General features: G+C 59.3%; 20 protein-coding genes and 1 tRNA gene. 10 read left to right on the forward strand and 11 right to left on the reverse strand.

The window, feature by feature from the left end; genetic code table 11:
• Positions 1-341 precede the first annotated feature (341 nt).
• From dnaG to PIB16_RS08360, 3 genes are all read left to right on the forward strand, one after another.
• On the forward strand, positions 342-2,327 hold the full coding sequence (gene dnaG / locus PIB16_RS08350; RefSeq protein WP_125145561.1) for a DNA primase: 1,986 nt from the start codon (positions 342-344) through the stop codon (positions 2,325-2,327).
• Positions 2,328-2,719: 392 nt separating this feature from the next.
• Entirely contained in the window at positions 2,720-4,774 is a 2,055-nt protein-coding gene (gene rpoD / locus PIB16_RS08355) for an RNA polymerase sigma factor RpoD (protein ID WP_065655752.1), read from the forward strand.
• A 196-nt stretch (positions 4,775-4,970) separates the two neighbouring features.
• Complete coding sequence (locus PIB16_RS08360) at positions 4,971-5,888, forward strand: DUF930 domain-containing protein (RefSeq protein ID WP_174036259.1); 918 nt, start codon at positions 4,971-4,973, stop codon at positions 5,886-5,888.
• 27 nt (positions 5,889-5,915) lie between these two features.
• Here the strand turns inward: PIB16_RS08360 and PIB16_RS08365 are convergent, their stop codons facing one another.
• Entirely contained in the window at positions 5,916-8,468 is a 2,553-nt protein-coding gene (locus tag PIB16_RS08365; protein ID WP_271045391.1) for an HWE histidine kinase domain-containing protein, read from the reverse strand.
• Positions 8,469-8,721: 253 nt separating this feature from the next.
• Between PIB16_RS08365 and PIB16_RS08370 the strand changes: the two genes are divergently transcribed.
• Together PIB16_RS08370 and PIB16_RS08375 are read left to right on the forward strand one after the other, a co-directional pair.
• Positions 8,722-9,144: a secondary thiamine-phosphate synthase enzyme YjbQ gene (locus PIB16_RS08370; protein ID WP_271045392.1), complete on the forward strand. Its 423-nt coding sequence runs from the start codon at positions 8,722-8,724 to the stop codon at positions 9,142-9,144.
• A gap of 150 nt (positions 9,145-9,294) precedes the next feature.
• The gene (locus PIB16_RS08375) at positions 9,295-9,630 is read left to right on the forward strand and encodes a hypothetical protein (protein ID WP_271045393.1); all 336 of its coding nucleotides are present in this window, start codon (positions 9,295-9,297) and stop codon (positions 9,628-9,630) included.
• A gap of 184 nt (positions 9,631-9,814) precedes the next feature.
• Here the strand turns inward: PIB16_RS08375 and PIB16_RS08380 are convergent, their stop codons facing one another.
• Entirely contained in the window at positions 9,815-10,558 is a 744-nt protein-coding gene (locus PIB16_RS08380) for an SIMPL domain-containing protein (RefSeq protein ID WP_271045394.1), read from the reverse strand.
• A gap of 180 nt (positions 10,559-10,738) precedes the next feature.
• Here PIB16_RS08380 and PIB16_RS08385 point away from each other — a divergent pair.
• A tRNA-Ile gene (locus PIB16_RS08385) sits at positions 10,739-10,814 on the forward strand.
• Positions 10,815-10,987: 173 nt separating this feature from the next.
• Here PIB16_RS08385 and PIB16_RS08390 read toward each other — a convergent pair.
• Positions 10,988-11,359 (reverse strand): hypothetical protein, encoded by a 372-nt coding sequence (locus tag PIB16_RS08390; RefSeq protein ID WP_168208047.1) that lies wholly within the window; start codon positions 11,357-11,359, stop codon positions 10,988-10,990.
• A 211-nt stretch (positions 11,360-11,570) separates the two neighbouring features.
• Entirely contained in the window at positions 11,571-12,203 is a 633-nt protein-coding gene (locus tag PIB16_RS08395) for an outer membrane protein (RefSeq protein WP_065655776.1), read from the reverse strand.
• A gap of 444 nt (positions 12,204-12,647) precedes the next feature.
• On the opposite strand from PIB16_RS08395, the gene PIB16_RS08400 reads away from it, so the two are divergent.
• Together PIB16_RS08400 and PIB16_RS08405 are read left to right on the forward strand one after the other, a co-directional pair.
• Positions 12,648-13,100 carry a hypothetical protein gene (locus PIB16_RS08400; RefSeq protein ID WP_271045395.1) on the forward strand — a complete coding sequence of 151 codons (453 nt, stop codon included), beginning with the start codon at positions 12,648-12,650 and terminating at the stop codon, positions 13,098-13,100.
• A 211-nt stretch (positions 13,101-13,311) separates the two neighbouring features.
• Entirely contained in the window at positions 13,312-13,872 is a 561-nt protein-coding gene (locus PIB16_RS08405) for a dual specificity protein phosphatase family protein (RefSeq protein ID WP_080857058.1), read from the forward strand.
• Between the two features lie 144 nt (positions 13,873-14,016).
• On the opposite strand, the gene PIB16_RS08410 is transcribed toward PIB16_RS08405, so the two are convergent.
• Positions 14,017-15,264, reverse strand: a complete 1,248-nt coding sequence (locus PIB16_RS08410; protein ID WP_271045396.1) for an AGE family epimerase/isomerase — start codon at positions 15,262-15,264, stop codon at positions 14,017-14,019.
• A gap of 192 nt (positions 15,265-15,456) precedes the next feature.
• Here PIB16_RS08410 and metH point away from each other — a divergent pair, with 192 nt between their 5' ends.
• On the forward strand, positions 15,457-19,230 hold the full coding sequence (gene metH / locus PIB16_RS08415; protein WP_271045397.1) for a methionine synthase: 3,774 nt from the start codon (positions 15,457-15,459) through the stop codon (positions 19,228-19,230).
• Positions 19,231-19,420: 190 nt separating this feature from the next.
• Here the strand turns inward: metH and PIB16_RS08420 are convergent, their stop codons facing one another.
• Positions 19,421-20,752 (reverse strand): MFS transporter, encoded by a 1,332-nt coding sequence (locus PIB16_RS08420; protein ID WP_174036252.1) that lies wholly within the window; start codon positions 20,750-20,752, stop codon positions 19,421-19,423.
• 78 nt (positions 20,753-20,830) lie between these two features.
• Positions 20,831-21,607, reverse strand: a complete 777-nt coding sequence (locus PIB16_RS08425; protein ID WP_271045398.1) for an AAA family ATPase — start codon at positions 21,605-21,607, stop codon at positions 20,831-20,833.
• Between the two features lie 331 nt (positions 21,608-21,938).
• Here PIB16_RS08425 and PIB16_RS08430 point away from each other — a divergent pair, with 331 nt between their 5' ends.
• Entirely contained in the window at positions 21,939-22,583 is a 645-nt protein-coding gene (locus tag PIB16_RS08430; protein WP_271045399.1) for a hypothetical protein, read from the forward strand.
• Positions 22,584-22,627: 44 nt separating this feature from the next.
• Here PIB16_RS08430 and PIB16_RS08435 read toward each other — a convergent pair whose 3' ends face one another.
• The 4 genes from PIB16_RS08435 to PIB16_RS08450 all read right to left on the reverse strand — a co-directional run bounded on the left by PIB16_RS08435 (position 22,628) and on the right by PIB16_RS08450 (position 26,501).
• On the reverse strand, positions 22,628-23,671 hold the full coding sequence (locus PIB16_RS08435; protein WP_078051826.1) for a zinc-dependent alcohol dehydrogenase family protein: 1,044 nt from the start codon (positions 23,669-23,671) through the stop codon (positions 22,628-22,630).
• A gap of 95 nt (positions 23,672-23,766) precedes the next feature.
• Positions 23,767-24,825 (reverse strand): ABC transporter ATP-binding protein, encoded by a 1,059-nt coding sequence (locus tag PIB16_RS08440; RefSeq protein WP_271045400.1) that lies wholly within the window; start codon positions 24,823-24,825, stop codon positions 23,767-23,769.
• A gap of 12 nt (positions 24,826-24,837) precedes the next feature.
• Entirely contained in the window at positions 24,838-25,620 is a 783-nt protein-coding gene (locus PIB16_RS08445; RefSeq protein ID WP_078051828.1) for an ABC transporter permease, read from the reverse strand.
• Complete coding sequence (locus PIB16_RS08450; protein ID WP_078051829.1) at positions 25,617-26,501, reverse strand: ABC transporter permease; 885 nt, start codon at positions 26,499-26,501, stop codon at positions 25,617-25,619. Before PIB16_RS08450 ends, PIB16_RS08445 begins: the two co-directional genes overlap by 4 nt.
• Positions 26,502-26,591: the final 90 nt, after the last annotated feature.

A 26,591-nucleotide genomic window follows, 5' to 3' on the forward strand; every position in this document is an offset into this window, starting at 1 on the left:
GGCTGCCCTGCCTTTTTTCTGTCGACGAAAACGCATTCCGGCGGATCAAAATGCGGTCCTTCACAGGCTTTTTTCGGGGGACGTGCCTGCGGGCGTCGGCAGATTATACGGAGGTCAATTGCTACCTTCGTTTATGTTTTTACATCGCTGCCGCGGCCGGCTCAAATTACAAAAACATAATTTTTGGTGATGCTGCGGTGCCATAAATTTGCCCGAAGCGGGCGCAATGGCGATGTGATTTCGCCGTCGTGGCCTGTGAATATCGGGTATTCCTGTTCTTTAAGTTTTGTGCTGGCCTCTTTCCGCGCTTATATGAAAGACTGGCCTCGAATAGGTAACCCATGCGCTTTTCCAACTCTTTCCTTGATGAGATACGCGACCGCGTGCACATCTCCGATGTGATCGGCCGACGTGTGTCCTGGGACAAGAAGAAGACCAATACGTCGCGCGGGGATTATTGGGCCTGCTGCCCGTTCCATGGTGAGAAAAGCCCGAGCTTCCACTGCGAGGACCGCAAGGGGCGGTATCATTGCTTCGGTTGCGGCGTTTCCGGCGATCACTTCCGCTTTCTGACCGAGCTTGAGGGCCTGAGTTTTCCGGAGGCCGTGCAGCAGATTGCCGATATGGCCGGCATTTCCATGCCGCAGCCCGATCCGCAGGCGGAAAAGCGCGAGCGCGAGCGCACCTCGCTTCAGGACGTCATGGAAATGGCGACGCTGTTCTTTCAGGACCAGTTGCAGACGGCACTCGGTGCGCGGGCGCGGGCTTACCTGCGCGATCGCGGGTTGACCGGGCGCACCATCGAGACTTTCCGGCTGGGTTATGCGCCCGATAGCCGCAATGCGCTGAAAGAGCATCTGGCGAGCAAGGGCGTGACGAAGGAACAGATGGAGGCCTGCGGGCTGGTGGTGCATGAGAATGTGCCGGTCTCCTACGACCGCTTCCGCGACCGCATCATGTTCCCGATCCTGTCTTCGCGGGAAAAGGTGATCGCTTTCGGCGGCCGCGCCATGGCCGCGGATGCGGTGGCGAAATATCTGAACTCCAACGAAACAGAGCTCTTTCACAAGGGCAATGTTCTCTACAATTTCGCCCGCGCCCGGCGCGCCTCGCAGGCGGCCGGCGGTTCGGTCATCGCCGTCGAAGGTTATATGGATGTTATCGCGCTCTATCAGGCGGGTGTGGAAAATGCCGTCGCGCCGCTCGGCACGGCGCTGACCGAAAGCCAGCTCGATCTCCTCTGGAAAATGTCGCCGCAGCCGATCCTCTGCTTCGATGGCGATGGCGCTGGCATTCGCGCCGCCAACCGTGCGGCCGACCTTGCCTTGCCGCATATCAAGCCGGATCGTTCCGTCAGCTTCGCGCTTTTGCCCGATGGCAAGGATCCAGACGATCTCGTGCGGCTGGAGGGACGCGCGCCTTTCGACCGGGTGCTGTCTGAAGCCAAGCCGCTGGCCGCGATGATCTGGAGCCGCGAGACCTCCGGCGTCACTTTCGATACACCGGAAAAACGCGCGCAGCTTGAAAGCCGGTTGCGGCAGATCGTGGCCGTTATCGGCGACGAGACAGTGCGCCGTTTTTACCAGCAGGATATGCGCGACAGGCTGAACGGCTTTTTCCAGCCGCGTTTTCAGCAGGGCGGGGCTCAGAACGGCAATTTTCGCCGCAACGGCGCGCAGCCCGCGGGACGCGGCTTCCAGCGCAATGCGCCGGGGCGGGGCGGGGCGATGGCCGCGCCGGCCAGCAGCATTTCCGACCGGCTGGCGCAATCGGGTCTCGTCAGGGGCTATCAGACAAAGCCTTCGCTCCGGGAAAGCGTTCTTGCCATCACCATCGTCAACCATCCCGAATTGCTGCTCGAGGAATATGACGAGATCGCCGCCATCGACTACGAGAACCGCGATTTGCAGCGCCTGTGGTCGACGGTGCTGACCTATGCGGCGGAAAGTGCGGCGGATATTTCGCGGGCGGGGCTGATCGAGCGCCTGTCACAGCAGGGTTTCGAGGTGCTTTTGAAGGCCATGGACCAGCAGGTGCGCAATGCCCGCCTGTGGACGGCGACGGAGCAGGCGGCGATGGAGGATGCGCGCGAGGGTTATGTGCAGGCGCTTTCCCTGCATAAGAGGACGAAATCCCTGCTCTGGCAGAAAAAGGAACTGGAGCGGGAAATCGCCGAGGCGACGGATGACGAACGCGGTACATTGCTGGTGCGGGCGCTGGCCGAAGTGCAGCTGGAAATCGGCCGTATGGAAAATCAGGAGGCGATCATCGATGGTTTCGGGGTCATGTCCGGCCGGGTGAAGGGGCCGGCCGTCGGCCATGGCTGAGGGCGGGCGACAGAATTGAAAGGTGTTTGGGGTTGCCTTTTGCGGCAGGCGTCCTAAATAGGGGATAGTCTGGTGATAATCCGCAAAATGCGGCTCTTTTTAAGAATTTCCTTGGCTGTCTCGCCCTCAAAGGCTTGACGGGGCGGGAAATAGCGGGAATCACCATTTCAGGAAAAGTAAGGTGGAATGAGCCTTGGCGGATAGAAATTGCATGAGCAAGCATTTCCGGGTGCACTGTCTTTGCATTCTGCCTGAGGCTGCCGTGGTTAATCGGCAATTAAAGATCACTCCGTTAGGTGTCTGACAGTGATTCGCGGCATGCGCCGGATGCTCAAGGGGCGGACGGCGATGCTGCGGAACAGGTGTTAGCGTCAGGGAAAGCGACGAGATAGATGGCAACCAAAGTCAAAGAAAACGAAGAAGCAGAAAACGAACGCGACGGTGCGACGGACGGCCCGCTTCTCGACCTTTCGGATGACGCGGTCAAGAAAATGATCAAGGCCGCCAAGAAGCGCGGCTATGTGACGATGGACGAGCTGAATTCCGTCCTGCCGTCTGAAGAGGTGACCTCCGAGCAGATCGAGGACACGATGGCGATGCTGTCCGATATGGGCATCAACGTGATCGAGGACGAGGACGCCGAGGAAGCCGCCAGCAGCGACGACGACAGCGATTCCGATAGCGACGATTCCGAGGGCGGGGAACTTGCCCCTTCCGGCGGCACCGCGCTTGCGACCGCCAAGAAGAAAGAACCGACCGACCGTACCGACGACCCGGTGCGCATGTATCTGCGCGAAATGGGTTCCGTGGAGCTTCTGTCGCGCGAAGGCGAAATCGCCATCGCCAAGCGTATCGAGGCCGGCCGCGAAACGATGATTTCGGGCCTGTGCGAAAGCCCGCTGACGTTCCAGGCGCTGATCATCTGGCGCGACGAACTCAACGAAGGCACGACGCTGCTGCGTGAGATCATCGATCTCGAAACCACCTATTCCGGTCCGGAAGCCAAGGCGGCTCCCCAGTTCCAGAGCCCGGAAAAGATCGAAGCGGACCGCAAGGCCGCTGAAGAGAAGGAAAAGACCCGCAAGCTGCGTGCGCCGACCGGCGACGAGGATGTGACGGATGTGGGCGGCGATGGCCTTCCGCCGGAAGAGGAAGAAGAGGACGACGACGAGTCCAATCTTTCGCTCGCCGCGATGGAAGCCGAGCTGCGTCCGCAGGTCATGGAAACGCTCGACACCATCGCTGACACCTACAAGAAGCTGCGCAAGCTTCAGGATCAGCAGGTTGAGGCGCGTCTGGCCTGCACCGGCACCCTGTCTTCCGGTCAGGAGCGTCGGTACAAGGAACTGAAAGATCAGCTGATCACGGCCGTCAAGTCGCTGTCGCTGAACCAGAACCGTATCGACAGCCTCGTCGAGCAGCTCTACGACATTTCCAAGCGCCTGATGCAGAATGAAGGCCGCCTGCTGCGCCTTGCCGAATCCTATGGCGTCAAGCGCGACAGCTTCCTTGAGCAGTATCACGGTGCGGAACTCGATCCGAACTGGATGAAGTCGATTGCCAATCTGGCCGCGCGCGGCTGGAAGGAATTCGCCCGCGAGGAAAGCAACACGATCCGGGAAATCCGTCAGGAAATCCAGAACCTCTCCACGGAAACCGGCATTTCCATCGCCGAATTCCGCCGCATCGTTTCGATGGTGCAGAAGGGTGAGCGCGAAGCGCGCATCGCCAAGAAGGAGATGGTCGAGGCCAACCTGCGTCTGGTGATTTCGATTGCGAAGAAATACACCAACCGTGGTCTGCAGTTCCTCGATCTCATTCAGGAAGGCAATATCGGCTTGATGAAGGCGGTCGACAAGTTCGAATACCGTCGCGGTTACAAGTTCTCGACCTATGCGACCTGGTGGATCAGGCAGGCGATCACCCGTTCGATTGCCGACCAGGCCCGCACGATCCGTATTCCGGTGCATATGATCGAAACGATCAACAAGATCGTTCGCACCTCGCGCCAGATGCTGCACGAGATCGGGCGCGAGCCGACCCCGGAAGAGCTGGCCGAAAAGCTCGCCATGCCGCTGGAAAAGGTGCGCAAGGTTCTGAAGATCGCCAAGGAGCCGATCTCGCTCGAAACCCCCGTGGGTGACGAAGAGGATTCGCATCTCGGTGACTTCATCGAGGACAAGAACGCGCTGCTGCCTATCGACGCCGCCATTCAGGCGAACCTGCGCGAGACGACAACCCGCGTTCTGGCGTCGCTGACGCCGCGTGAAGAACGCGTTCTGCGCATGCGCTTCGGCATCGGCATGAACACGGACCATACGCTGGAAGAAGTCGGCCAGCAGTTCTCGGTCACGCGCGAACGTATCCGCCAGATCGAGGCGAAGGCGCTGCGCAAGCTGAAGCATCCGAGCCGGTCGCGAAAGCTGCGCAGCTTCCTCGACAGCTAAGCGTTCCGCTTCCTTTAAAATTGAACCCGGTCAGTCAGCGCTGGCCGGGTTTTTTGTTTCCCGCACTGGCGAACTCTGCGACAAGCCTTATGTGTGAAAACAGGCATTCCGCTTTTGCTGGATAAGCCCGGGTTCGATTTGGTTCGATGAGATGCAACAGATTTCGGCAGGCAAATGGCGGAGGGGAGGATGGGCTGTGCCCGTCTCCGTGCTGCTGCATCTTGCCGTCGTCGCGCTTTTCTTTTTCGAGCTGCCGGAGCGGATAGCCGAGCCGCAGGAGCCGGAAAGCATCAGCGTCGATCTGGTGCCGCCGCCTGAGGAGAAAAAGGCGGAAGAGGCCCCGCCGCCGGGTGAAGAGAACGCGAAAGAGGAAAAGCCGCAACCCCCACCGCCGCCCGCTCCTCCAGCGGAAGAGGCAAAACCTTTGCCGCCGCCGCAGGCGACGTTGCCGGCCATCGCCATGAGGCCCGAGGAAACGCAGGCGGACCCTGAGGACAAGCCGGGCAAGACGGAGGAAGCGGAAAAGACCGAGCCTTCCGCGGAGCCTGCAAGCCAGCCTGAAAAAACGGCTGAGGAAAAGCCCGCAGCTCCTGCCGCCAACAGCGATCTTCAGGCTTCCGCCGCACAGGGGGAGATCGCGGTTTCACCCGTGAAGGAAGAAGCGCAGCCCGATCAGCCGCCGGTGCCGCAGGCCAAGCCGGCTGAGGAAAAGCCGGCGGAAGTGACGGAAAAGAAACCCGCGAAACTTCCGGCGGCCAAAAACCTCCTGTCTTCGTCGATGCTGTCACCGGCCCAGAGACGCCAGATGTTTGGCGATCTGCCACCGCGTCGCCGTGTCGTTCAGCTTTGCAGCACCGAAGCCCTGGCCCAGATTCAGGGCGCGGGATTTGCCGCCAGGGGCATGATCCCCTATTCGGACACGGGCGGCAGGATTTCCGGTAATTCGATCGATGCTTCCGGCGGCGCGTTCAACACCGGCAGTGGCTGGCATGACGTCTCGTTCCAGTGCGAAGTCGATCTGGAAAATTACACGGTGACGGAGTTCCGGTTTAAAATCGGAAATGAGGTCAGCCCGGAAGACGCGAAAAAGCGGGGCTTTACGAGATTTCAGTGAGGGCGGGTTTTCCCAATCATTAGTCTCCTAAACCCGCTCCGCATCCCCCACCAGCAGCCACATGCCCGCCATCAGCGCATCCTCATCATAGGGCTTCCTGATCACCGGCACGGTGCCGAATTCATCCGGCACCATGCTGCCATCCGCATAACCGGTGGCGAAGAGGAAGGGGATGCCGCGGCGGTGGAGTTCCCGGGCGACGGGGATCGATGTATCGGAGCCGAGATTGATGTCGAGAATGGCGACATCCGGCACATAGGTCTTCAGCTTTTCAATCGCCATTGCCGACGAGGTTGCCGTTTCGATTGCCTTGATGCCGTTGTCTTCCAGCATGTTCTCGACATCCATGGCGATCAGCATCTGGTCTTCGACGAGTAATACTTTCAACGGCTCCTCCCGGTTATAGCGCCTGGGCTGTGGCGCGGTTTCATCTTCGGTTTGCGTGTCGGCGATTGCCATGGCCGAAGAAACGTGACGGGAGGGCAGGAGAATTTCCGCCTCCAGCCCATCGGGCAAATAGCGTATCGTGCTGCGCCCGCCGAGATCGTATGGGATGCTGCGGCTGATGAGTGCGGTGCCGAAGCCCGCGCGCGATGGCGGGGGCAGTTTGGTGGGCAGGATTTCGCGCCACTCAATCTCGCAATCGCGGTTCTCGTCGATGGTCCAGCGCACGTGCAATTGCCCGCCATTTTGCGAAAGCGCACCGTATTTGGCGGCGTTCGTCGCCAGCTCATGCAGAACGAGAGCCATGACGGAGAAAGCGCGCGAATCGAGCGTAACCTGCGGGCCGGTCAGTTTCACAACAGTTTCCGGCGAGCGGTGCGGCGAAAGCTCGGCATCCAGAAGATCGCGAAGCGCGCCGCCGCCTTCACCGCGAATGATCTGGTCATGGGCAAAGGACAATGCCTGAATGCGGCCCTTCAGGGCGGTCACATATTCCTGCAGGGTCTTGCCCTCCTGCGAGGGATTACCGACCAGCGATTTGATGATGGCCAGAACATTCTTGACGCGGTGATTAAGCTCCTCGTTCAGCATGCGCTGGCGCACTTCCGCGCGCTCCCTTTCGCCCGCCATCAGCTCGCTGTGATGGAATGCGACCTCGACCAGCGCAATCCTCGCCGCTTCGGCGATTTCCCGGTCGTCTTCCGACCAGGGCTGAGCCTGCCAGCGCACCGTCTCTTTCCAGATTGCAAAGCTTTTTCGCGGCGTGAGACGATCCCCCATCGGACCGGTTTCATAGGATTTTTCCGGATTGCCCGCCCAGTTCAGGTTCTGCACGATCTCCTTGCGGAAAAACAGAAGATAGTCGTTCTTTACCTGCGAGAGTGGAATGGCGAGCATTCCGGCTGCGGTGCCGGCATAGATTTCCGCCTCCGGTATGGCCTGCGACAGCGCATGGGTCGCCCAGACCCTGCCTTCTGAAGCCGAGGCAACGAAGCGCGCCAGCCTTGGAATGGCGTCATGCGGCGGCGTTGCACCCTGGCCGTGCCAGTTGTTTCCCACCCACAGGCCGACGCCATCGCAGGGCATCAGATCGGCAAAATCCTGAAAGCTGTCGATCAGCAGTTCTTCGATGTTGGCGTGATGGGCGGCAAGCCGAAGGAAGCGGTCAAGCGCGGCATGGGCATGGTTGACGGTATCGAGCCGGCGCTTCTGCTTTAGAACCTGCAGGTGCATGGAGAAAAATTCTCCGAACATTTCCGCGGCGATCCGGACCGGCATGGTCAGCACGCGTGGGGAATAGTGATGACAGGCGATCAGGCCCCAGAGCGCACCGTCGACAATTACCGAAATGGACATGGAAGCCGCAACACCCATGTTGCGAAGATATTCGCAATGGATGGGCGAGACGCTGCGCAGATGGGCAAAGGACATATCGAGAGGTTCGCCCGATGCGTCGAGCGCCGGAAGGACGGAGACCCGGGCGCCGCTGGCATCGGAGATGATGCGTAGTGTGTTCTTGAGATAGAGCGCGCGGGCCTGCTGGGGTATGTCGCTGGCGGGGAAATATTGACCGAGAAAGCTTTCCAGTTCCGGCTGCTTCGCTTCCGACACGACCTTGCCGGCGCCGTCTTCCTCGAAACGATAGATCATCACCCGGTCGTAACCGAGCGTTGCCTTTATCAGCCGTGTCGTTCTGGAGATCAGGCTTTCGATGCTGTCCGCCTCGCGGATGCGGTCCACCATCTTGCGGGCGGTGCCCAGCGGCTGCGTTTCGCTGCGCGAGGGCTCGAATTCGATGATCGTGGTGGATTTGTAGCGATGCAGGGCAATATCGAAGCTGCGGCCGTCTCTCATTTCCATTGCGGGCAGCATGGCGGGACGCGTGGTTCTGCCAGTGACGGTGAGCGCATTGCGAAGATCGTGGACGAGTTTTTTGCCGAGCACCTCTTCGGCGGTCCTGCCATTGATATCGCCTTCGACGCCCAGCAGTTCGCGGCAATTTTCAGAATGCCGCAGCACCATGCGCATGGCGTTGTCGCAGGCGATGAGACAGCCATGCGGTTGAATATAGCCTGGGATGTGGATGGGTTCGCGGTCGCAATTGGTCAGGTCGACATGATAGTCACTGGGGGCCATGAATCAGTCTTTCGCACCCTGTGCCTGTCTTGTACGGGGAATATTGTGTTCGTCGAGGAACGGGTAAGCTTGAATAATTCATTCTGATAGTGCCAACCCTTCCCCGTTTTTTGCAACTGTGACGCCGGTTTTCCGTTCTGCTTTTATAGGCCGTCGTCACGCTATTGTCGTATCCATTACGTCATTGGATACAATTTGACATGCTGAAACGTTGGCAGCGCCGATTTTGTTCCACCACGTTTAAGGAAAAAATGTGCCGCAGAGAAAAATCACAGTCGCCACGCGGGGGCAGGGTCTTTATGAATTCACATCCGAGGCCAAGGCATTCGTCAGCCACGCCGGCATGGAAGAAGGCCTGCTGACGATCTTCGCCCGGCACACATCCTGCTCGCTGCTTATTCAGGAAAATGCCGATCCCGATGTGCGGCGCGATCTCACGGTGTTTTTCTCCCGTCTCGTGCCGCCTTCGGACGATCCTTCCATGCGCTGGATCATCCACACGCTCGAAGGCCCTGACGATATGCCCGCTCATATCAAATCGGCGCTCACCATGGTTTCCATCGGCGTGCCGATCAGCGATGGCAGGCTCGTGCTCGGCACCTGGCAGGGCCTTTATCTTTTCGAACACCGCGATGAGCCGCATCGACGCGAAATCGTGCTGCATATCTCGCCGTAATATCCGGATCCGGATCGAGGCGTTCCGCGTTAACCTCCCTGAACGCCTGCTGAACATTCGGTTCTGCTGATATTCAGGCGGGCGAGTCTAGGGTCTCGTCAATCGCCGGGGGATGTTCCCCTGTCGGCAAAGAAACAACGGAGTGAGTTCATGTTCAGCACCTTCGCAAAAGCCGGCCTGGCTGCCCTCATCGCCCTCGGTGGAATTTCCTTCACTGCGCCGGCGGCTTCCGCCGGCTCGGATGTTCAGTTCAGAGTTCAGGTTCAGGATGGCTATGGCCATCGTCCCGGCTGGGGTCGCCCGGATCGCCCGCGCCGTGGCTGCTCGTCCTGGCTGGCGGAAGAAAAAGCGAGCCGCATGGGCCTTCGCCGTGCCCGCGTGGTTGATGTATCGCCACGTCGTGTCGTTGTGGCAGGCTTCAACCGTTACGGCCGCGACCGCGTCGTTTTCGCCAATGAGCGCGGCTGCCCCGTCATCCGCCGCTAATATGTAATCCGCCGCTAACAGCGGCGACCTTATCGATCTGCCGATATCCCCGTACGGTAGATGGATCAAAAATGCCCCTCGCTTGTCCGGAAAGGCAGGCGAGGGGCATTTTATTTCGGGTTATGTGAATGGCTGAACGCAAGATGGGGCAGGAGCGGCGCCGAGGCGCCGCCCGCCATCGATCTTATTGCTCGAGAGCGAAGGTGACGTTGACCACCACGCTGTAGTTGTTCTCGCCCGAAGCGATCGGAACGCTGTCGGCTTCCTTCATCATCGAAGCGCGCATCGCGCCCGCCGGTACCGGCATCGGGCGCTGCGAGTTTTCGCTGATCTGAATGACCCGGCCGAGCTTCACGCCTGCAGCTTCCGTCAGCGTCTTCGCCTTGGCCAGCGCATCGGCAACGGCCAGCTTGCGGGCCTCGGTCACCGTCGCTTCGGGCTTGTCATTGGTGAAGGTGATGTCGCCGCCCTGGTTGATGCCGAGCTTGACGGAGGTATCGAGGATCGCGCCGAGCTTCTTCAGGTCGCGCACCCGCACAGTCAGGCCGTTGGACACCTGATAACCGGTGATCTCGGGCGCGACATAGACACCATCCTTGGGTTCATAGTGTTTGTAGAGCGGCTGCACCGAGAAATTGCTGGTCTGCAGGTCGCGCTCCTCGATGGCGGCTTCTTTCAGCGCCTTCAGAACATCGGCAAGCGCCTTGGAGTTTTCGGTCAGCGCCGCAGCTGCGGTCTCCGCCTGCTTGACGACGCTGAAGGACAGGATCGCCATGTCGGGGGCAATGGCCGACTGGCCCTCACCGGAAACACTAATGGTGGCTTCGCGAGGAGTAGCCTCCTGCGCAGACACCTGGGCGGCGACCGGCATCATGGCTGCTGCGGTCATTGTGGTGAGTGCGAAAAGGCGGGCCGTTTTTGTCTTCATGGTATTTCCTCGTTGATTGAGTCCCTTTGAAGGGTATTGCCTTAGATTGTGTAGCTAATACGGCGGCACTGCTTTGCGAAAGCATCATTGGCTTGTCGGGCTCAAAAAATTACGTTAGAGCGTGACCCACCGGATTCGAGCCATTGCGAAACCGGTGTTTCGGACTGGTTTTTCCGAAAAGGGCCTGTAGCTCAATGGTTAGAGCCGGCGGCTCATAACCGCTTGGTTGGGGGTTCGAGTCCCTCCGGGCCCACCATTTTCTTTCAAGATCAATTGCTTGGGATGTTTTACGGCTCTTCGCGAGCGCGCGTCTGTCACGTCTGACGCGTGATCTCTGCTATGCCGATGGCACAGCCCGGCTGGGGAATGAATGCGTCGGAGCCGATCCGGCGTGCCGATGGGGCAAGCCGGATCGAGAAATCTTTATTATCAGTTGCAGACCCGCATACTTTCCGTATGCCAGCCGCCGTCATAGGAATTGGGAACGCGGCGGTCTTCGAACCAGCAGCGCGGGCGGGGCGGCGGTGGCGGCTCGTAGTAGCGCGGGCCGTTATTGCTATTGGCGATGGCGCCGCCGATCAGGCCGCCGATCACGCCTGCGGCGAGGCCGCCGGCAATCGCTGCGCCGTCATTGTGGCGGCGGTGTTCGCGGTAGGGCGGCGGGGGTGGGCCGCCGCGGTCGTAGCCACGGTCATAGCGTGGGCGATAGGGATAGTCCTGCGCGGCAGCGCTGCCATAGGATGCAAAAATGCTGCCGGTGGCGACCAGCGCGGCAATAGTGGAAAGAATTATCTTTTTCATCGGGGCTACTCCATAAGCCTGCTTCGGGAGATAGAGGCTCATTATGCCCGGATCATGGCACGGGACGGGTGAACGGCCTGTGAATATTCCATTTCTGCACAGTTCATATTTCTCTGATTTCAGAATGTAAGAATTCAAGCCGGTTCAGGTTTTCAGTGACGAAAAAGCCCGGCGGATGGCCGGGCTTTTTGTCGAAGTCGATTGGTCGCGATCAGAACTTCACGCCGAGACCGACCTTCACAGTGTGCTGGTCGACATCGGTGTTGATGCCGAAGATGTCCTTGTCGCTATAATCGTTGTAGCGATATTCCAGCCTGCCGAACACATTGTCGGTGAAGGCATAGTCCAGACCCGCGCCAACGGTATAGCCGTTGAAGGTGGTGCTGTCCTTGCCGGCGCCGGGCGTTTCGATGAAGCCGCGTGTCGCGGTCCAGCCGGCGGTGGCATAGAGCAGGGCATGGTCGAAGGCATAACCGACGCGGCCGCGGACGGAGCCCTGCCAGTCGGTGCCGATCTGCACACCGGCATAGTCATTGTCGTTCCAGTTATAATCGACGTCACCTTCGATGCCGACGACGAAATTATTGTCGAACTGGTAATTGTAACCGGCAAAGGCACCCAGAATGCCGCCATTGAAATTATCCGAAGCGACGGGGCCGCCAGCCGAAAAATCGCCATTCGCCCAGCCAGCGCCGCCTTGGATACCAAGATAGGGGCCAGACCAGGTGAAGACCGGCAGGGTTTCCTGCGCGACCGGAGGTGCCGGCGTTTCGTAGACGGCATCCGCGGCCATTGCGGTGCTGGCGGAAAGAGCCAGAAGTGACGTTACGATCAGCGTTTTCATCGTTTTTCTCCCTGAGCTGACTGACATCCATAGCATAGATTAGCTGCTTTTAATATGGGGTGGGGTTCGGCGGTTCCAAGAGGCGCTCGTGTCCTCCCGGCGTTGCTGGCCGTCTTGCCACGGATCGCGGCTTTTTATCGCCCCGCCATGCTGTTCTGATGCGGCGAACGTCTTTGGCCGTGTTTGGTTCCCTTCGCCGTTTCGTCAAAAGTCCGGCAGGGTGGCGGGCCGACGTCACGCTTGGTTGTCTTGACAGCGCAGGGCGCGACCATAGAGTTGTGGTAGACTATGGCGGTGTCGATGTTTTTCGCCGCATCGCCGGCGGCATAAGCTGCGGTTGAGACTACACCGTTGCGACTTCCCGGTGAGGGGGATCGTTGCGGGCGGAAAGGGCATGGGAGGATGAGATCGTATGAGGCTTTATTTTAGCGGAGGAGGGGCGACGTGATTGTCGGAGCCGTTCTCAGCGCCATTCTTCTTCTCGCCCTCATTGCATTTCCGCGGCATCTCAAATCCGTTGTCATTTGCCTGTTGCTGATCTGGACGGTTACCGCCGCCTTTGTGATTTATGACTGGTGGCGCGGCAACCAGCGGCTCGACCATATCGCCGCCAGCGCCGGATTCGATGCGGCCTGCCCGGATGCGGCACTGCCGATCCGCGTCAGCTTCCGCAACGACAATAATGTCGCCGTACAGCGGCTGACCTACACGCTCGAAGGGTTCGAACCGGCCTTCCGTGCCTCCGTTTCCTTCGATCCCTATCAGGTGAGCGAAAGACGGATCGAAGCCGGGGAGACTTTCTCGGCCTGCCGGGCATTCCGTATGCGCAACAATGAAAGGGTGGAGCCGCAACGGCTGGAATGGCGTGTCACCGTCATTTCCGCGGAATTCGACTGAGCGGTTCGTATGGCTGCCCGTTATCACGGCATTTTGAAAAATTTCGCGCCGGTGAGCGGCGGCCGGAAAATCCCTGCATCACAGCGGTTTCGGGCGGATGGGTGAATTGCCATCGCCCGCAACGGAATTGGCTGGGGCAGTCGCTGACTTGTTTTCGTCCATTTGCGATGCCATCTCCCCCTCCATTCGATGAATGTCGCGGGTTGATGTTTTGCGTAGTGTTCTGAAGTTTCTGAAAATAACCGCCATCGGCCTTGTCGCCCTGCCGGTTCTGGCGGGTGCGCATATGGGCATCGGTCAACTGACCGGAAATTTTCATGAAGTCATTCCCGGAGAGCTTTATCGTTCGGCCCAGCCGAGCGGCAAGGACATCGCCGCCTATGCCAAGGCTTATGGCATCAAGACGATCATCAACCTGCGCGATGAAAAGCGTGAAGGCTGGTATGATGCCGAAAGCCTTGCGGCCAGGAACAACGGCATCCGGCTTGTCGATTATCCGCTGAGTTCAAGCGAAAAGGTCTCGGTGGACGACTCGGAAACGCTGGCGGCCGTGCTGCGCAATGCGGAAAAACCTGTTCTCATCCATTGCGAACATGGCGCGAACCGCACCGGGCTTGCCTCCGCCATCTATGTGGCTGCCGTGGCCGGCAAGAGCGAGGCGGCCGCAGAATTTCAGCTTTCCCCCTATTACGGGCATGTGCCGATCCCCGGTATCGGGCGTTATGAAATGTACCAGTCCTGGGACGATTTCGAAGAAACCATCGGGTTTTGACGCCGCCATACATCGTCACCCCGGACTTGATCCGGGGTCCAGTGCGATCAAGTCATTGATCGCAAAAGACTCTTTTAGGGCGCAGACGCGCCGTGGCTGGATGCCGGCTCAAGGCCGGCATGACGGACGGTTGCGCAGAGCGCCTCAATAATCCCCGCCGCTTTCCCTGATCACCTTCGTCAGGCTTCCCGTCGCCGGGAAAAGCGGGATGAGGCAGGCCTGAAGCGCGTGATAGATATCGCCCTTGCCGGGGAACAGCGTGTGTGCGGGAACCAGATCTTCCGTCAGCTCCTCATGCCAGCCGCCATTCTCATGGTCGATGAAATTGTTGGCGATGGTGCTCCAGATGCGGCGATAGCTGTCTTCATAGAAGTTGTCCGCCGGCAGGTTCTCGTTGAGGAAGTGGGCAGCGCCCGCCGCCTCGGACATGGGCCACCAGAGCTTCGCCCGCTTGTCGGGATCGTCGTTCCAGTCGAGCGTATAAAAGAAGCCGCCCTTTTCCCGGTCCCAGCCGAGCGCCATGGATTGCACGAACAGCGATTTCGCAGCCACCGGCATCCAGTCATGGCGGCGCTCGCCCAGCACCCATAATTGCAGGATGAGGCGCGCCCATTCCAGCCAGTGGCCGGGGGTGGAGCCGGAGGGGCGGAACATTTCGTTGCCGCGATACTCCTTGTCGAGCGTCCAGTTCTCGTCGAAATGCTCCGGCACGCGGAAGTCCAGCTCGCCGGCGCGACGGCGGATGACGAGATCGGCGATGCGCTCCGCCTTGCTGAGGTAGCTATTGTCGCCGGTAACCTCATAGGCCGCCATCAGCGCTTCGGTCAGGTGCATGTTGGAGTTCTGGCCGCGATAATTCTCGATGGGCGACCAGTCGCGATGGAATTCCTCGGCGATGGCGCCGTGTTTTTCTTCCCAGAAGCGGGTTTCCAGAACCTCGGTAATATCGGCCAGCATCTTGTCGGCCAGTGGGTGGCCGACGATCTTGGCGGAAGAGGCGGCCAGAAGCACGAAGGCATGGCCGTAACCCTGCTTGGTGGCGTCCACTGGGCCGGCATCGTTCACCTGCCAGAAATAACCGCCATGCTCGCCATCGCGGTGCCTGCTCCAGAGATAGGTCATGCCGTGGTCGACGATATCGCCGCAGCCCGGACGCCCGAGCAGGTGGCCGATGGAGAAGCAATGCACCATGCGGGCCGAAGCATGAATGCCGCGCACGGGGTCGTTTGGCTGCAACGGCGCGCCTTTGGCATCGAGATCGAAGAAGCCGCCGGCAGGGTTGAGGGCACGATACTGGAAGAAATCGAAAAGTCCCTCGGCCTGTTTTACCAGCCATTGGCGATGCCAGGGCAGGGTGTTCCAGTTGCGGCTGTTGTGATCGTCCTCGGGCATTCTCTTCCTCCATGCGGTTTGCTGCTTCGGCTTATATCCTTGCTGTATAAACCTGTCATCTGTCAGCGATATTTCGTAACGTGCTGCAACTGCGCAAAGCCATGCCTGTCTCTTGAAGATATATTGACATAAACATATCTTTATGTGACTTGACGGCTTGCGATCTTGCAAATCGAAATGAGGAGTGTGCCCGTGTTTGACGATCTGTTCGGCCCTGAAGGGGCAAAGCGTGACGGCGCGGAAATTTTCAAGGCGTTGCGCGATGCCGCCAGCGAACGCATCCTCATTCTCGATGGCGCCATGGGCACGCAGATCCAGGGGCTGGGTTTTGACGAAGACCATTTTCGTGGCGATCGTTTTATCGGCTGTGCCTGTCACCAGAAGGGCAATAACGACCTTCTGATCCTGACCCAGCCGGATGCCATCGAAGACATCCATTACCGCTACGCCATGGCGGGTGCCGATATTCTCGAAACCAATACTTTTTCGTCGACGCGTATCGCGCAGGCCGATTACGAGATGGAAAATGCCGTCTACGACCTCAACCGCGAGGGTGCCGCGATTGTCCGCCGCGCCGCCCAGCGCGCCGAGCGGGAAGATGGCCGCCGCCGTTTCGTGGCGGGCGCCATCGGCCCTACCAACCGCACGGCTTCCATTTCGCCTGACGTCAACAATCCCGGTTATCGCGCTGTCAGCTTCGACGATCTGCGTATCGCCTATGGCGAGCAGATCGACGGCCTGATCGACGGCGGCGCCGACATCATCCTCATCGAGACGATTTTCGATACGCTGAACGCCAAGGCTGCGATTTTCGCCTGCGAGGAGCGTTTCGAGGCCAAGGGCATCCGCCTGCCGGTGATGATCTCCGGCACGATCACCGACCTTTCCGGCCGCACGCTTTCCGGCCAGACACCTTCGGCGTTCTGGAACTCGGTGCGCCACGCCAACCCCTTCACCATCGGCCTGAACTGCGCGCTGGGTGCCGACGCCATGCGTCCGCATCTTCAGGAACTGTCTGACGTGGCCGATACATTCGTCTGCGCCTATCCGAATGCCGGCCTGCCGAATGAATTCGGTCAGTACGACGAAACACCTGAGATGATGGCGCGTCAGGTCGAGGGCTTTGTCCGCGACGGTCTCGTCAACATCGTCGGCGGCTGCTGCGGTTCGACGCCGGAGCATATCCGGGCGATTGCGGAGGCTGTGAAAGGCTACAAGCCGCGCGAAATTCCCGAGCACAAGCCCTTCATGTCGCTTTCGGGCCTCGAGCCTTTCGTGCTGACCAAGGACATTCCCTTCGTCAATGTCGGCGAGCGCACCAACGTCACCGGCTCGGCGCGCTTCCGCAAGCTCATCACCGCCGGTGATTACACGGCGGCGCTGGCTGTTGCCCGCGATCAGGTGGAAAACGGTGCGCAGATCATCGACATCAACATGGATGAGGGTCTGATCGATTCCGAAAAGGCGATGGTGGAGTTCCTGAACCTCATCGCCGCCGAGCCGGATATCGCCCGTGTGCCTGTGATGATCGACTCATCCAAGTTCGAGATCATCGAGGCCGGCCTGAAATGCGTTCAGGGCAAGTCGATCGTCAATTCCATTTCGCTGAAGGAAGGCGAGGAGAAGTTTCTCCAGCAGGCGCGGCTCGTCCATAATTACGGTGCGGCGGTCGTGGTCATGGCCTTCGATGAGGTCGGGCAGGCGGATACTTATGAGCGCAAGGTCGAGATCTGCTCGCGCGCCTACAAGCTCCTGACCGAGAAGGCGGGCCTGTCGCCGGAAGACATCATCTTCGACCCCAACGTCTTTGCCGTTGCGACGGGTATCGAGGAGCACAATAATTACGGCGTGGATTTCATTCAGGCCACCAAAACCATCCGTGAAACCATGCCGCTGACGCATATTTCCGGCGGCGTTTCCAACCTGTCCTTCTCCTTCCGCGGCAATGAGCCGGTGCGTGAGGCGATGCATGCCGTGTTCCTTTACCACGCCATTCAGGTCGGCATGGATATGGGCATCGTCAACGCCGGGCAGCTTGCGGTTTACGACAATATCGATCCGGAACTGCGTGAGGCCTGCGAGGACGTGGTGCTGAACCGTCGCGACGACGCGACGGAACGGTTGCTGGAGGTCGCGGAGCGCTTCCGTGGCACGGGCGCCAAGGATACGAAGGTTCAGGACCTTTCCTGGCGCGAGCTGCCCGTTGAAAAGCGGCTGGAACATGCGCTGGTCAACGGCATTACCGAATATATCGAGGCCGATACGGAGGAGGCGCGCCAGAAGGCGGAGCGCCCGTTGCACGTCATCGAAGGGCCGCTGATGGCCGGCATGAATGTGGTCGGCGATCTCTTCGGCTCGGGCAAGATGTTCCTGCCGCAGGTGGTGAAATCCGCCCGCGTGATGAAGCAGGCGGTTGCCGTGCTTTTGCCTTACATGGAAGAGGAAAAGCGCCAGAACGGCGGTGCGGAACGCAGCGCCGCCGGCAAGGTGCTGATGGCGACCGTCAAGGGCGATGTGCACGATATCGGCAAAAATATCGTCGGCGTCGTTCTCGCCTGCAACAATTACGAGATCATCGATCTCGGCGTGATGGTGCCGACGACGAAAATCCTCGAAACGGCGATTGCCGAAAAGGTGGATGTGATCGGCCTTTCCGGCCTCATCACCCCGTCGCTGGACGAGATGGTGCATGTGGCGGCCGAGATGGAGCGGCAGGGTTTCGATATTCCGCTGCTGATCGGCGGCGCGACGACGAGCCGTGTGCATACGGCGGTGAAAATCCATCCGCGTTACGAGGCGGGGCAGGCAATCTATGTCACCGACGCCTCGCGTGCGGTGGGCGTCGTGTCGGCGCTTCTCTCTGCCGAGCAGAAGCCCGCTTACATCGACGGTATTCGCAGCGAATATGCCAAGGTGGCGGAGGCGCACGCCCGCAATGAGCGGGAAAAGCAGCGCCTGCCGCTTTCCCGCGCCCGCGAGAATGCGCACAAGATCGACTGGTCGGCCTATAGCGCCGTCAAGCCGCAATTCTTCGGCACCAGGGTGTTCGAAACTTATGATCTGGAAGAGCTTTCCCGTTACATCGACTGGACGCCCTTCTTCCAGACCTGGGAATTGAAGGGCCGCTTCCCGGCCATTCTGGATGACGAAAAGCAGGGCGAGGCGGCGCGGCAGCTTTACAGCGATGCGCAGGCGATGCTGAAGAAGATCATCGAGGAAAACTGGTTCCGGCCGCGCGCGGTGATCGGCTTCTGGCCGGCAAACGCCGTGGGTGACGACATCCGGCTGTTCACGGATGAAAGCCGCGGCGAAGAGCTTGCGACCTTCTTCACGCTGCGCCAGCAGCTTTCCAAGCGCGACGGTCGCCCCAATGTGGCGCTGTCGGATTTCGTCGCACCTGTCGATAGCGGCGTTGCCGATTATGTCGGCGGCTTCGTGGTGACGGCGGGCATCGAGGAAGTAGCGATTGCCGAGCGTTTCGAGCGGGCGAATGACGATTATTCGTCAATCCTCGTCAAGGCGCTGGCCGACCGTTTCGCGGAAGCCTTCGCTGAGCGCATGCATGAGCGGGTGCGCAAGGAATTCTGGGGTTATGCGCCGCAGGAAAACTTCAACGGCGATGAGTTGATTGGCGAAGCCTATGCCGGCATTCGCCCGGCGCCCGGCTATCCTGCCCAGCCCGATCATACCGAAAAGAAGACGCTGTTTGCCCTGCTCGACGCCACCAATGCGGCGGGTGTGGAATTGACGGAAAGCTATGCCATGTGGCCGGGCTCCTCCGTCTCGGGCATCTATATCGGCCATCCCGAAAGCTATTATTTCGGTGTCGCCAAGGTGGAGCGCGATCAGGTTCTCGATTATGCGCGCCGCAAGGATATGCCGGTGGAAGAGGTGGAGCGCTGGCTTGGGCCGGTACTGAACTACGTACCGACGAATGCTGCCGAGGAAATTGATAGCGCGGCGTGAGGTTTTGGGCAAAGGTGGTCAAATAGCTTTCAGGGACTAAGCCCTGAAACCTCTCTTCCGTCATGCTCGGACTTGTCCCGAGCATCTGCAACGTTTCGATTTTATCGACTGTGATTAGATCCTTGGGACAAGCCCAAGGATGACGTCGAGCGACGCGGGCATGCCCCGCGCTTTTCGTTGATGTCGTCTTTTACGACTTTAACGCGGCCAGTTCCTCGATGCCGACATGGCTCTCCACCTCGCTGCCGCGCAGATAGAGGTAAAGGCCAATGCAGAAGGCGAGGACGGCGATGAAGACTAGATACCACGCGTGGGCCATGGGGTTGATCGCAAGCGCCGTTGTCACGCCGATCGGCGTCAGCCCGCCGAAGACGGCGTAAGAGACGTTATAGGCGAAGGAGAGGCCGGAGAAACGGACCGAGGCCGGGAAGGCGCGGACCATGACGTATGGCACCGCGCCGGCCATACCGACCGACAGGCCCATGACGCCGTAAAGCACGAACATGGTTTGAAGCGATGTGCCGGCATAGCTGTAGAAGGTGAAGGTGGCGATGCCGAAGAAGATGCTGGCGCCCATGAAGAAGATGCCGGAGCCGACACGGTCGATCAGCGCGCCGGCGATGATGACGCCGAAGATCAGGAACAACGTGCCGAAGCTGGTGCCGGCCAGCGCCTGTGTCGGGGTATAACCGTAAAGCTTCTGCAGGAAGGTGGCCGTCATCAGCGTCGTGACGACGATTGCGGCCGAGAGAACCCAGGTCAGCAGGGCAGAGATGATCACGCCGCGCATATGGTGCTTTAGCACGAGGCCAAGCGGCAGCTTGTCCGTCAGTGACTTCGACTTTTTCATTTCCATGAAGATCGGCGTTTCTTCCAGCCAGCGACGCAGATAGACGGCGATGAGGCCAAAAATGCCGCCGAGCAGGAAGGGAATGCGCCAGGCGTAACCGGCCACGTCTTCCGGTGTGAAGAGCGAGTTGATGGCGAAGGCGATCAGCGAACCCAGCATGATGCCGAAGGAAAGGCCTGATGTCAGGAAGCCGCAGGCGAGGCCGACGCGGCGGAAGGGCACATGTTCGGCAACAAAGGTCCATGCGCCGGGCACTTCACCGCCAATGGCAGCGCCCTGCAGCATGCGCAGGACGATGAGCAGGATGGGGGCGGCCACGCCGATGGTGGCATACGTCGGCATCAGCGCCATGCCCAGCGTGGAGAGCGCCATCAGCAGGATGGAGAAGGCGAAGACCCGCTTGCGGCCGTAACGGTCGCCATAATGCGCCAGAACGATGCCGCCCAGCGGCCGCACCAGATAACCGGCGGCGAAGATGCCGAAGGTCTGGATCATCACCAGCCAGTCGGGCATTTCCGGCGGGAAGAACAGATGGCCGATGACGGTGGCGAAAAATACGAAGATGATGAAATCGTAAAATTCGAGCGCGCCGCCCAGGGCCGAAAGGCCAAGAGTTTTGTAATCCTGACCGTTAAGAGGCCGGGCTGCCGCCGGTGTGGTGGTGGGAGACATGAGGCTGCTTCTTTTCTAAATTACGTATTACTTATGGGCATGCGGCAAGAGCGGCACGATTTCAAGCCTTATCGACGCTCAATCACTCAGGTATTTCGAGGGGCGATCGAGAAAGCGCCGCAGAAAGCTGATGTTTTCCAGTTCGTCATAGAGGCGCTCGGTGATGCCATCCTCATCGAAGTAATAAATCGTGGCCTCGGGAATGGCCAAAAGCACCGGCGAATGCGTAGCGATAATCAATTGTCCGCCGCTATCGGCGGCGTCGCGGATAAGGGCTGCCAGTTCGAGCTGCTTTTGCGGCGAAAGCGGGCTTTCCGGTTCGTCGAGAAAATAGAGGCCGGCGCCATGCAGGCGCTGATGCATGATATCGAGGAAGCCTTCGCCATGCGATCGCCGGTCGAGGCTGTTGTTCCTGACAATCCTGCGAAATGTCTCCGGCGTTTCCTCCGGAAAATCCTCGCCGTTTTTTAAAGCCTTTTCCCGCTCCCAACGAAAATCGTCCAGTGCTTCCTCGTTCTGTCGACGGATATAACCAAGCACGTCTTCCGCGCGCAGGAACATGCGGATCTTCGGATATTTTTTGCGGGCAAAATAGAAGGCCTTCGCCACGGTTTCGGCATGCTGGAGATAGAGATCACCCTTGACCTGGCCATGATTGCCGATGGCATAGGCCGTCATTCCCGCCGCCAGACCCTCCAGCAGTGTCGATTTTCCCGAGCCGTTATTACCGGCGAAAAAGGTGATCGGCGTCTTGAATTCAAGGCGTTCCAGGTGGCGTAGCGCCGGAACGGAGAAGGGATAGTCGTCTCTTCCGTCCGGGGTCTCTTTCATGGTTACGCTATCGAGAAACAGCATGTCGCGTTCCTTATCTAATCCGTCATGTTCGCCGACGTTGCGCTCTGTCGCATCATCGCGGCGCTATGCTCAAAGCAATTGCGTGTGATTGCGGCTTAACGTGGGGCGCTGTTCGCACCAACGGTTTGCCATGTTGGCGGAGATACGTCAGGCCGAATCGTTCGAATTTCATTTTATTATAAATTAGTACATTACATTTCTGGTAAAAAATCGATCAATATTAGATATATTCAATACTTATCTTAAGATTAGAATATTATCGTAAGTATAAACTTCAAATTAATTCAGTAATGCCAGTTGTTGTCATTCTCGTTGTTGTTGGAGAGAGTGAATGAAGCATATTGCGCTTTTTTCGGTCGCGTTTCTATTTTCCGCGATATTCGTGAGCGAAGCTGAGGCGCGGAAGTCCCGGTTTTTTGCCATCCCCGGATTCGGCGGCGGCGAGACGATCGATCTCGTTTACGATCTGCCGGATAACGAGCCTTTTCTTCGCGACGGGGAAGCATTCGACATTGGTTATCTCAACAGCGGGGATAGGAGCGGTTATGTGCTGTATCGCGGCGAGCGTTACAGCAGACTCAGCGATGCTGACATCGCCAGGCTGAAGGCGACGCTTGGTTTTGATCCGACGACAAAAGACCGCATGGAGCGGGCGGCGAGGGCCAGCGACGCGCCCTGGAACCTCGTGATTATCATAGCGGTCGCAATTGTTGGTATCTTCGTGCTTGTGCACAAGGGCATGCAGCTAGTGCGGTGGATTTCGCGACTGGCGACGATCTCCGCAGCTGCGGGAAGTAAGCGGCAGGAGGAGGAGGACACCCCCGACCCGCTGGAGGTCCGCAAGAAACAGCTGGTAAACCGTCAATGGAGCGATAGCGAGACGGATCACGCGGCGCGTGTCCCGGCAGCATCGCCGGCCCATGCGTCTGCCCGAGGAACCACTGCGGTCCGCACATTCGGACGCAGGAGCGCCTGAGCGGTGCAAAATCCCTAAACCTCAGGCGGTCTCAGGAGCCTGCACTATTCGAACCGGTCGATGATGCTGATGCCGCTTTCCTTAAAGCTGTCCATGGCGGGCAGGGCGGTTGCTGCCTCGGAAAGCGTGATGTGGCGGCCGATCAGCTTTTCCGGCGCGAGCCTGCCGCTTTCGATCATCGCCAGCATGTCCTCATAACGCCATGCCTGCATTCCATGGCTGCCGTAGATCTCCAGCTCATGGGCGATCACTCGGGCCATGGGAATGGCTGGCATGGCATGGTCTGCCAGCATCAGCCCCACCTGCACATGGCGGCCGCGCCGACGCAGGTTGCTGATGGAGTTGCAGCAGGTCTGCGGGTGGCCAAGCGCATCGACAGAGACATGCGCGCCGCCGCCCGTCACCTCGCGAACCGCCTCGGCAACATCGGCAACCGCGCGGCTGTTGATGGTGGCGGTTGCTCCAAGCTGCCGCGCAAGTTCGAGCTTGTCTTCGGCTATATCGATAGCGACGACCTGCGCGCCGAGGCCAGCGCCGATCATGATGGCGGAGAGGCCAACGCCGCCGCAGCCATGGACCGCCAGCCATTCGCCGCCCTTCAGGCGTCCCTGATCGGTCACGGCCCGGAAGGAGGTGGCGAAACGGCAGCCGAGGCCGGCGGCGGTCGCATAAGTCATCGATTCCGGCAGGTGCACCAGATTCTGATCGGCATAATCGATGGCGACATATTCGGCGAAGGAGCCCCAATGGGTGAAGCCGGGCTGGAACTGCGCCTCGCAGACCTGCTGGTTGCCGGAGCGGCATTCATGGCAATGACCGCAGCCGGAGACGAAGGGCACGGTGACGCGGTCGCCGGTCTTGAAGCGGGTGACGTTTTTGCCGACGGCGGCGACCACGCCTGCGAATTCGTGGCCGGGAACATGCGGCAGGCGGATATCCGGGTCATGACCCATCCATCCGTGCCAGTCGCTGCGGCAGAGGCCGGTCGCCTTTACCTCGATGACCACGCCGCCATCTGTCGGTTCCGGATCGGGCAGCGACGCAACAACCGGGGTTTCGCCGAAGAGTTCGTAAAAAAGCGCGCGCATTATGGCCTCACATGTTTGGTATGCAGGTTCGAAGTCATACCTGCTCTACCATGTCCCGCAAATGGGCGAAGCGGTTTCACGTCTGGAAAAGCGCTTTAGTCCTTGATGACCATCAGGTCGCCGGCTGCGAATTTCAGCGTCACCTGCTCACCGACGGCGGGCGGTGCTGTGCCGGGATCGTTGAACATGTCGAAAGACAGGGTCGAGCCGCCGAGATCGAGGCGGGTGCGGATGACGGAGCCGAGGAACTGGCTGGAGGTGACGAGGCCGGAAATGGCGACATCGCCTTTCGCATCGCTGCCGAGCGAGCCCGCTTCCGGCCGAAGGGCAAGGGTGATTTTTTCGCCGTTCGCCGCATCGACTGGCTTGTTGAGGGTGATCTGCTGCTCTCCGACGCGGATGGTGTTGGATGAGGAATCGAACACAGTGGCGTCGATGAGGTTCAGGGTGCCGACGAAAGAGGCGACGAAGCGGGTCGCGGGCTTGTTGTAGATATCGAAAGGGGAGCCGATCTGGTCGGCGCGGCCACCATTCATGACGACGATGCGGTCAGAAATCGACAGGGCCTCTTCCTGATCGTGAGTCACGAAAATGGTGGTGATGCCGAGTTTCTGCTGGATCTGGCGGATTTCCTCACGCAGCGACACGCGAATCTTGGCATCAAGCGCGGAGAGCGGTTCGTCCAGCAAAAGTACTTCCGGCTTCGGCGCGAGCGCGCGGGCAAGCGCCACGCGCTGCTGCTGGCCGCCGGACATCTGGTAGGGGTAACGGTCCGCCAGATGCTCCAAATGGATAAGCTGGAGCATTTCCTTCACGCGGGCGTCGATCTCGGCTTTCGGCTTGCCGGCGACTTTGAGCCCGAAGGCGACGTTTTCATAGACATTCATGTTGGGGAACAGCGCATATGCCTGAAACACCATGCCGATATTGCGCTGGTTCGGTCTGAGCGCCGTCTGGTCCTTGCCGTTGATGACGATCGATCCGCCACTCGGGGTTTCAAAGCCGGCGATCATGCGCAGCACTGTGGTCTTGCCGCAGCCCGATGGCCCGAGGAAGGAGACGAACTCGCCCTTTTCGATGGCCATGTTGAAATCATGCACGACCTGCACGGAGCCGAAGGATTTCTTGATGTTGCTAAGTGTCAAAAAGCTCATGAAATATTGTCCTCAGGCCTTGGGAGGCGCGCCCTTCTGGTAGCGTGAAACGAGTTGGATCAGACCCAGGCAACCCCAGGTGATGCCGAAGGAAATCACGGCAAGTGCGGCCGGTTCATAGGCGCGGTTGGCGCCGAGCAGCTGCATGTAGGGGCCGAAGGCCGGGCGGTTCAAAAGGGCCGCCATGGTGAATTCACCGATAACGATGGCGAAGGTCAAAAACGCACCTGACAGCACGGCGACCAGAACGTTGGGGAGGATGATGCGCGACAGGATGGTCGTCCAGCCTGCGCCGAGACTTTGGGCTGCTTCCGTCAGCGTCGCCACGTCGATGGTTCTGAGACCGGTATCGACGGCGCGGTACATATAGGGCAAGGCCAGCGTGGCATAACCGAACATCAAAAGCAGGTTGGTGCCGAAGCTCGTGCCGGTCAGTGGCAGCCAGCTCGAGGTGTTGTAAAGCCGGATATAACCGAAGACGATGACGATGGCCGGGATGACCAGCGGCAAGAGCGTGACGAATTCGATATAGGGCCGCAGACCCGGCAGTTTCAGGCGCACCCAATAGGCGGTGGGCACCACCAGCAGAACGCCGAAAACGATGGTAAACAGCGCCATCACCACAGAATAGCTGAAGGTCTCCTGAAAACGCGGATCGGTCAGCACCTTGCCATAGGCGTCGAATGAGTATTCGCCGCGCCGCATTTTCAGCGAGAAGTTGGTCATGCCGATCAGCGGCAGGGCGAAATAGAGCAGGCCGAAAATCAGCGCGCCCCAGGCGAAGAAACGCTTCATTTCAGCCACCTTTCGCTGCGGGCGCGCAGCCAGATATAAAGTGTGTTGGCGACACCGGTAACGACGATCATGCCGAAGGCAAGCGCATAGCCGAGATGGGGATCGCCGAGCACGTCGCCGCGTATCTGGGCAAAAAGCAGAATGGGCGCAATATTCAGCGAAGAGCCGGTCAGCGCTATTGCTGTTGCAACAGCACCGAAAGCATTGGCGAACAGGAGCGCGAATGTGCCAAGCAGTGACGGCAGCAGGATGGGAAATGCGATAAATCGCCAATATTGCGTTCCCGTCGCGCCAAGAACTTCCGCCGCCTCCCGCCATTCGCGCTTCAACCCATCCAGGGCAGGAGCGATGATCAGTATCATCAGCGGAATTTGGAAGAAGAGATAGGTGATTGTCAGCCCCCAGAAAGAGATGAGATTGAAGCCCATCAATCTGAGGTCTATCCCCAACTGGGATTTTAGGAAAACCGTCAATATGCCGACCGGGCCGAGTGTGGCGAGAAATGCGAAGGCCAGCGGAACGCCGGCAAATTGCGACGCGACCCCGGAAAAGGTCATCAGTGGCCCGCGCAACGCATTGGGAAGGCCGCCAAGTATGACGGCGGCTGCAACGGAAAAACCGATCAAACACCCCAGCAATGACGACGCGAGGCTGATTTTTATCGATATCGTAAAAGCGCCCATGATCGCCGGCGTGAAAAGCCCTGCAATATTGGCGAGGGTGAAACTGCCGCTCGGATCCTGAAATGCACCGATGACGATCTTCATCGTCGGCATGATCAGAAACATCGCAACAAATACGACAAATGGCAGCACACCTATCCAGTGAAGCGGCAGCTTTCTGCCCGCGTCGGATGGTCCGCCGGTGTTGGTTGATGGCATGCCTTGTCCCCACACGCCGTTTTAAAACGGTCTATATATTGCGGTTATCACGAAAGAAACACCCCGGCCTTTCTTCAGCCGGGGTGCGTT

It is taken from the genome of Agrobacterium sp. ST15.13.015 (assembly GCF_027871645.1).
Classification (GTDB): domain Bacteria; phylum Pseudomonadota; class Alphaproteobacteria; order Rhizobiales; family Rhizobiaceae; genus Agrobacterium; species Agrobacterium leguminum.

Bases quoted from the DNA above. Each gene is read 5' to 3' on its own strand.
- PIB16_RS08395 (WP_065655776.1), bottom strand. From the start codon at position 12,203: ATGAAAACGCTGATCGTAACGTCACTTCTGGCTCTTTCCGCCAGCACC.
- PIB16_RS08430 (WP_271045399.1), top strand. From the start codon at position 21,939: ATGAAGCATATTGCGCTTTTTTCGGTCGCGTTTCTATTTTCCGCGATA.
- PIB16_RS08435 (WP_078051826.1), bottom strand. From the start codon at position 23,671: ATGCGCGCGCTTTTTTACGAACTCTTCGGCGAAACCCCGGTTGTTGCG.
- PIB16_RS08365 (WP_271045391.1), bottom strand. From the start codon at position 8,468: ATGGCCCCCAGTGACTATCATGTCGACCTGACCAATTGCGACCGCGAA.
- PIB16_RS08380 (WP_271045394.1), bottom strand. From the start codon at position 10,558: ATGAAGACAAAAACGGCCCGCCTTTTCGCACTCACCACAATGACCGCA.
- PIB16_RS08410 (WP_271045396.1), bottom strand. From the start codon at position 15,264: ATGCCCGAGGACGATCACAACAGCCGCAACTGGAACACCCTGCCCTGG.
- PIB16_RS08375 (WP_271045393.1), top strand. From the start codon at position 9,295: ATGTTCAGCACCTTCGCAAAAGCCGGCCTGGCTGCCCTCATCGCCCTC.
- PIB16_RS08390 (WP_168208047.1), bottom strand. From the start codon at position 11,359: ATGAAAAAGATAATTCTTTCCACTATTGCCGCGCTGGTCGCCACCGGC.
- rpoD (WP_065655752.1), top strand. From the start codon at position 2,720: ATGGCAACCAAAGTCAAAGAAAACGAAGAAGCAGAAAACGAACGCGAC.
- PIB16_RS08445 (WP_078051828.1), bottom strand. From the start codon at position 25,620: ATGAAGCGTTTCTTCGCCTGGGGCGCGCTGATTTTCGGCCTGCTCTAT.
- PIB16_RS08420 (WP_174036252.1), bottom strand. From the start codon at position 20,752: ATGTCTCCCACCACCACACCGGCGGCAGCCCGGCCTCTTAACGGTCAG.
- PIB16_RS08440 (WP_271045400.1), bottom strand. From the start codon at position 24,825: ATGAGCTTTTTGACACTTAGCAACATCAAGAAATCCTTCGGCTCCGTG.
- PIB16_RS08450 (WP_078051829.1), bottom strand. From the start codon at position 26,501: ATGCCATCAACCAACACCGGCGGACCATCCGACGCGGGCAGAAAGCTG.
- PIB16_RS08425 (WP_271045398.1), bottom strand. From the start codon at position 21,607: ATGCTGTTTCTCGATAGCGTAACCATGAAAGAGACCCCGGACGGAAGA.
- dnaG (WP_125145561.1), top strand. From the start codon at position 342: ATGCGCTTTTCCAACTCTTTCCTTGATGAGATACGCGACCGCGTGCAC.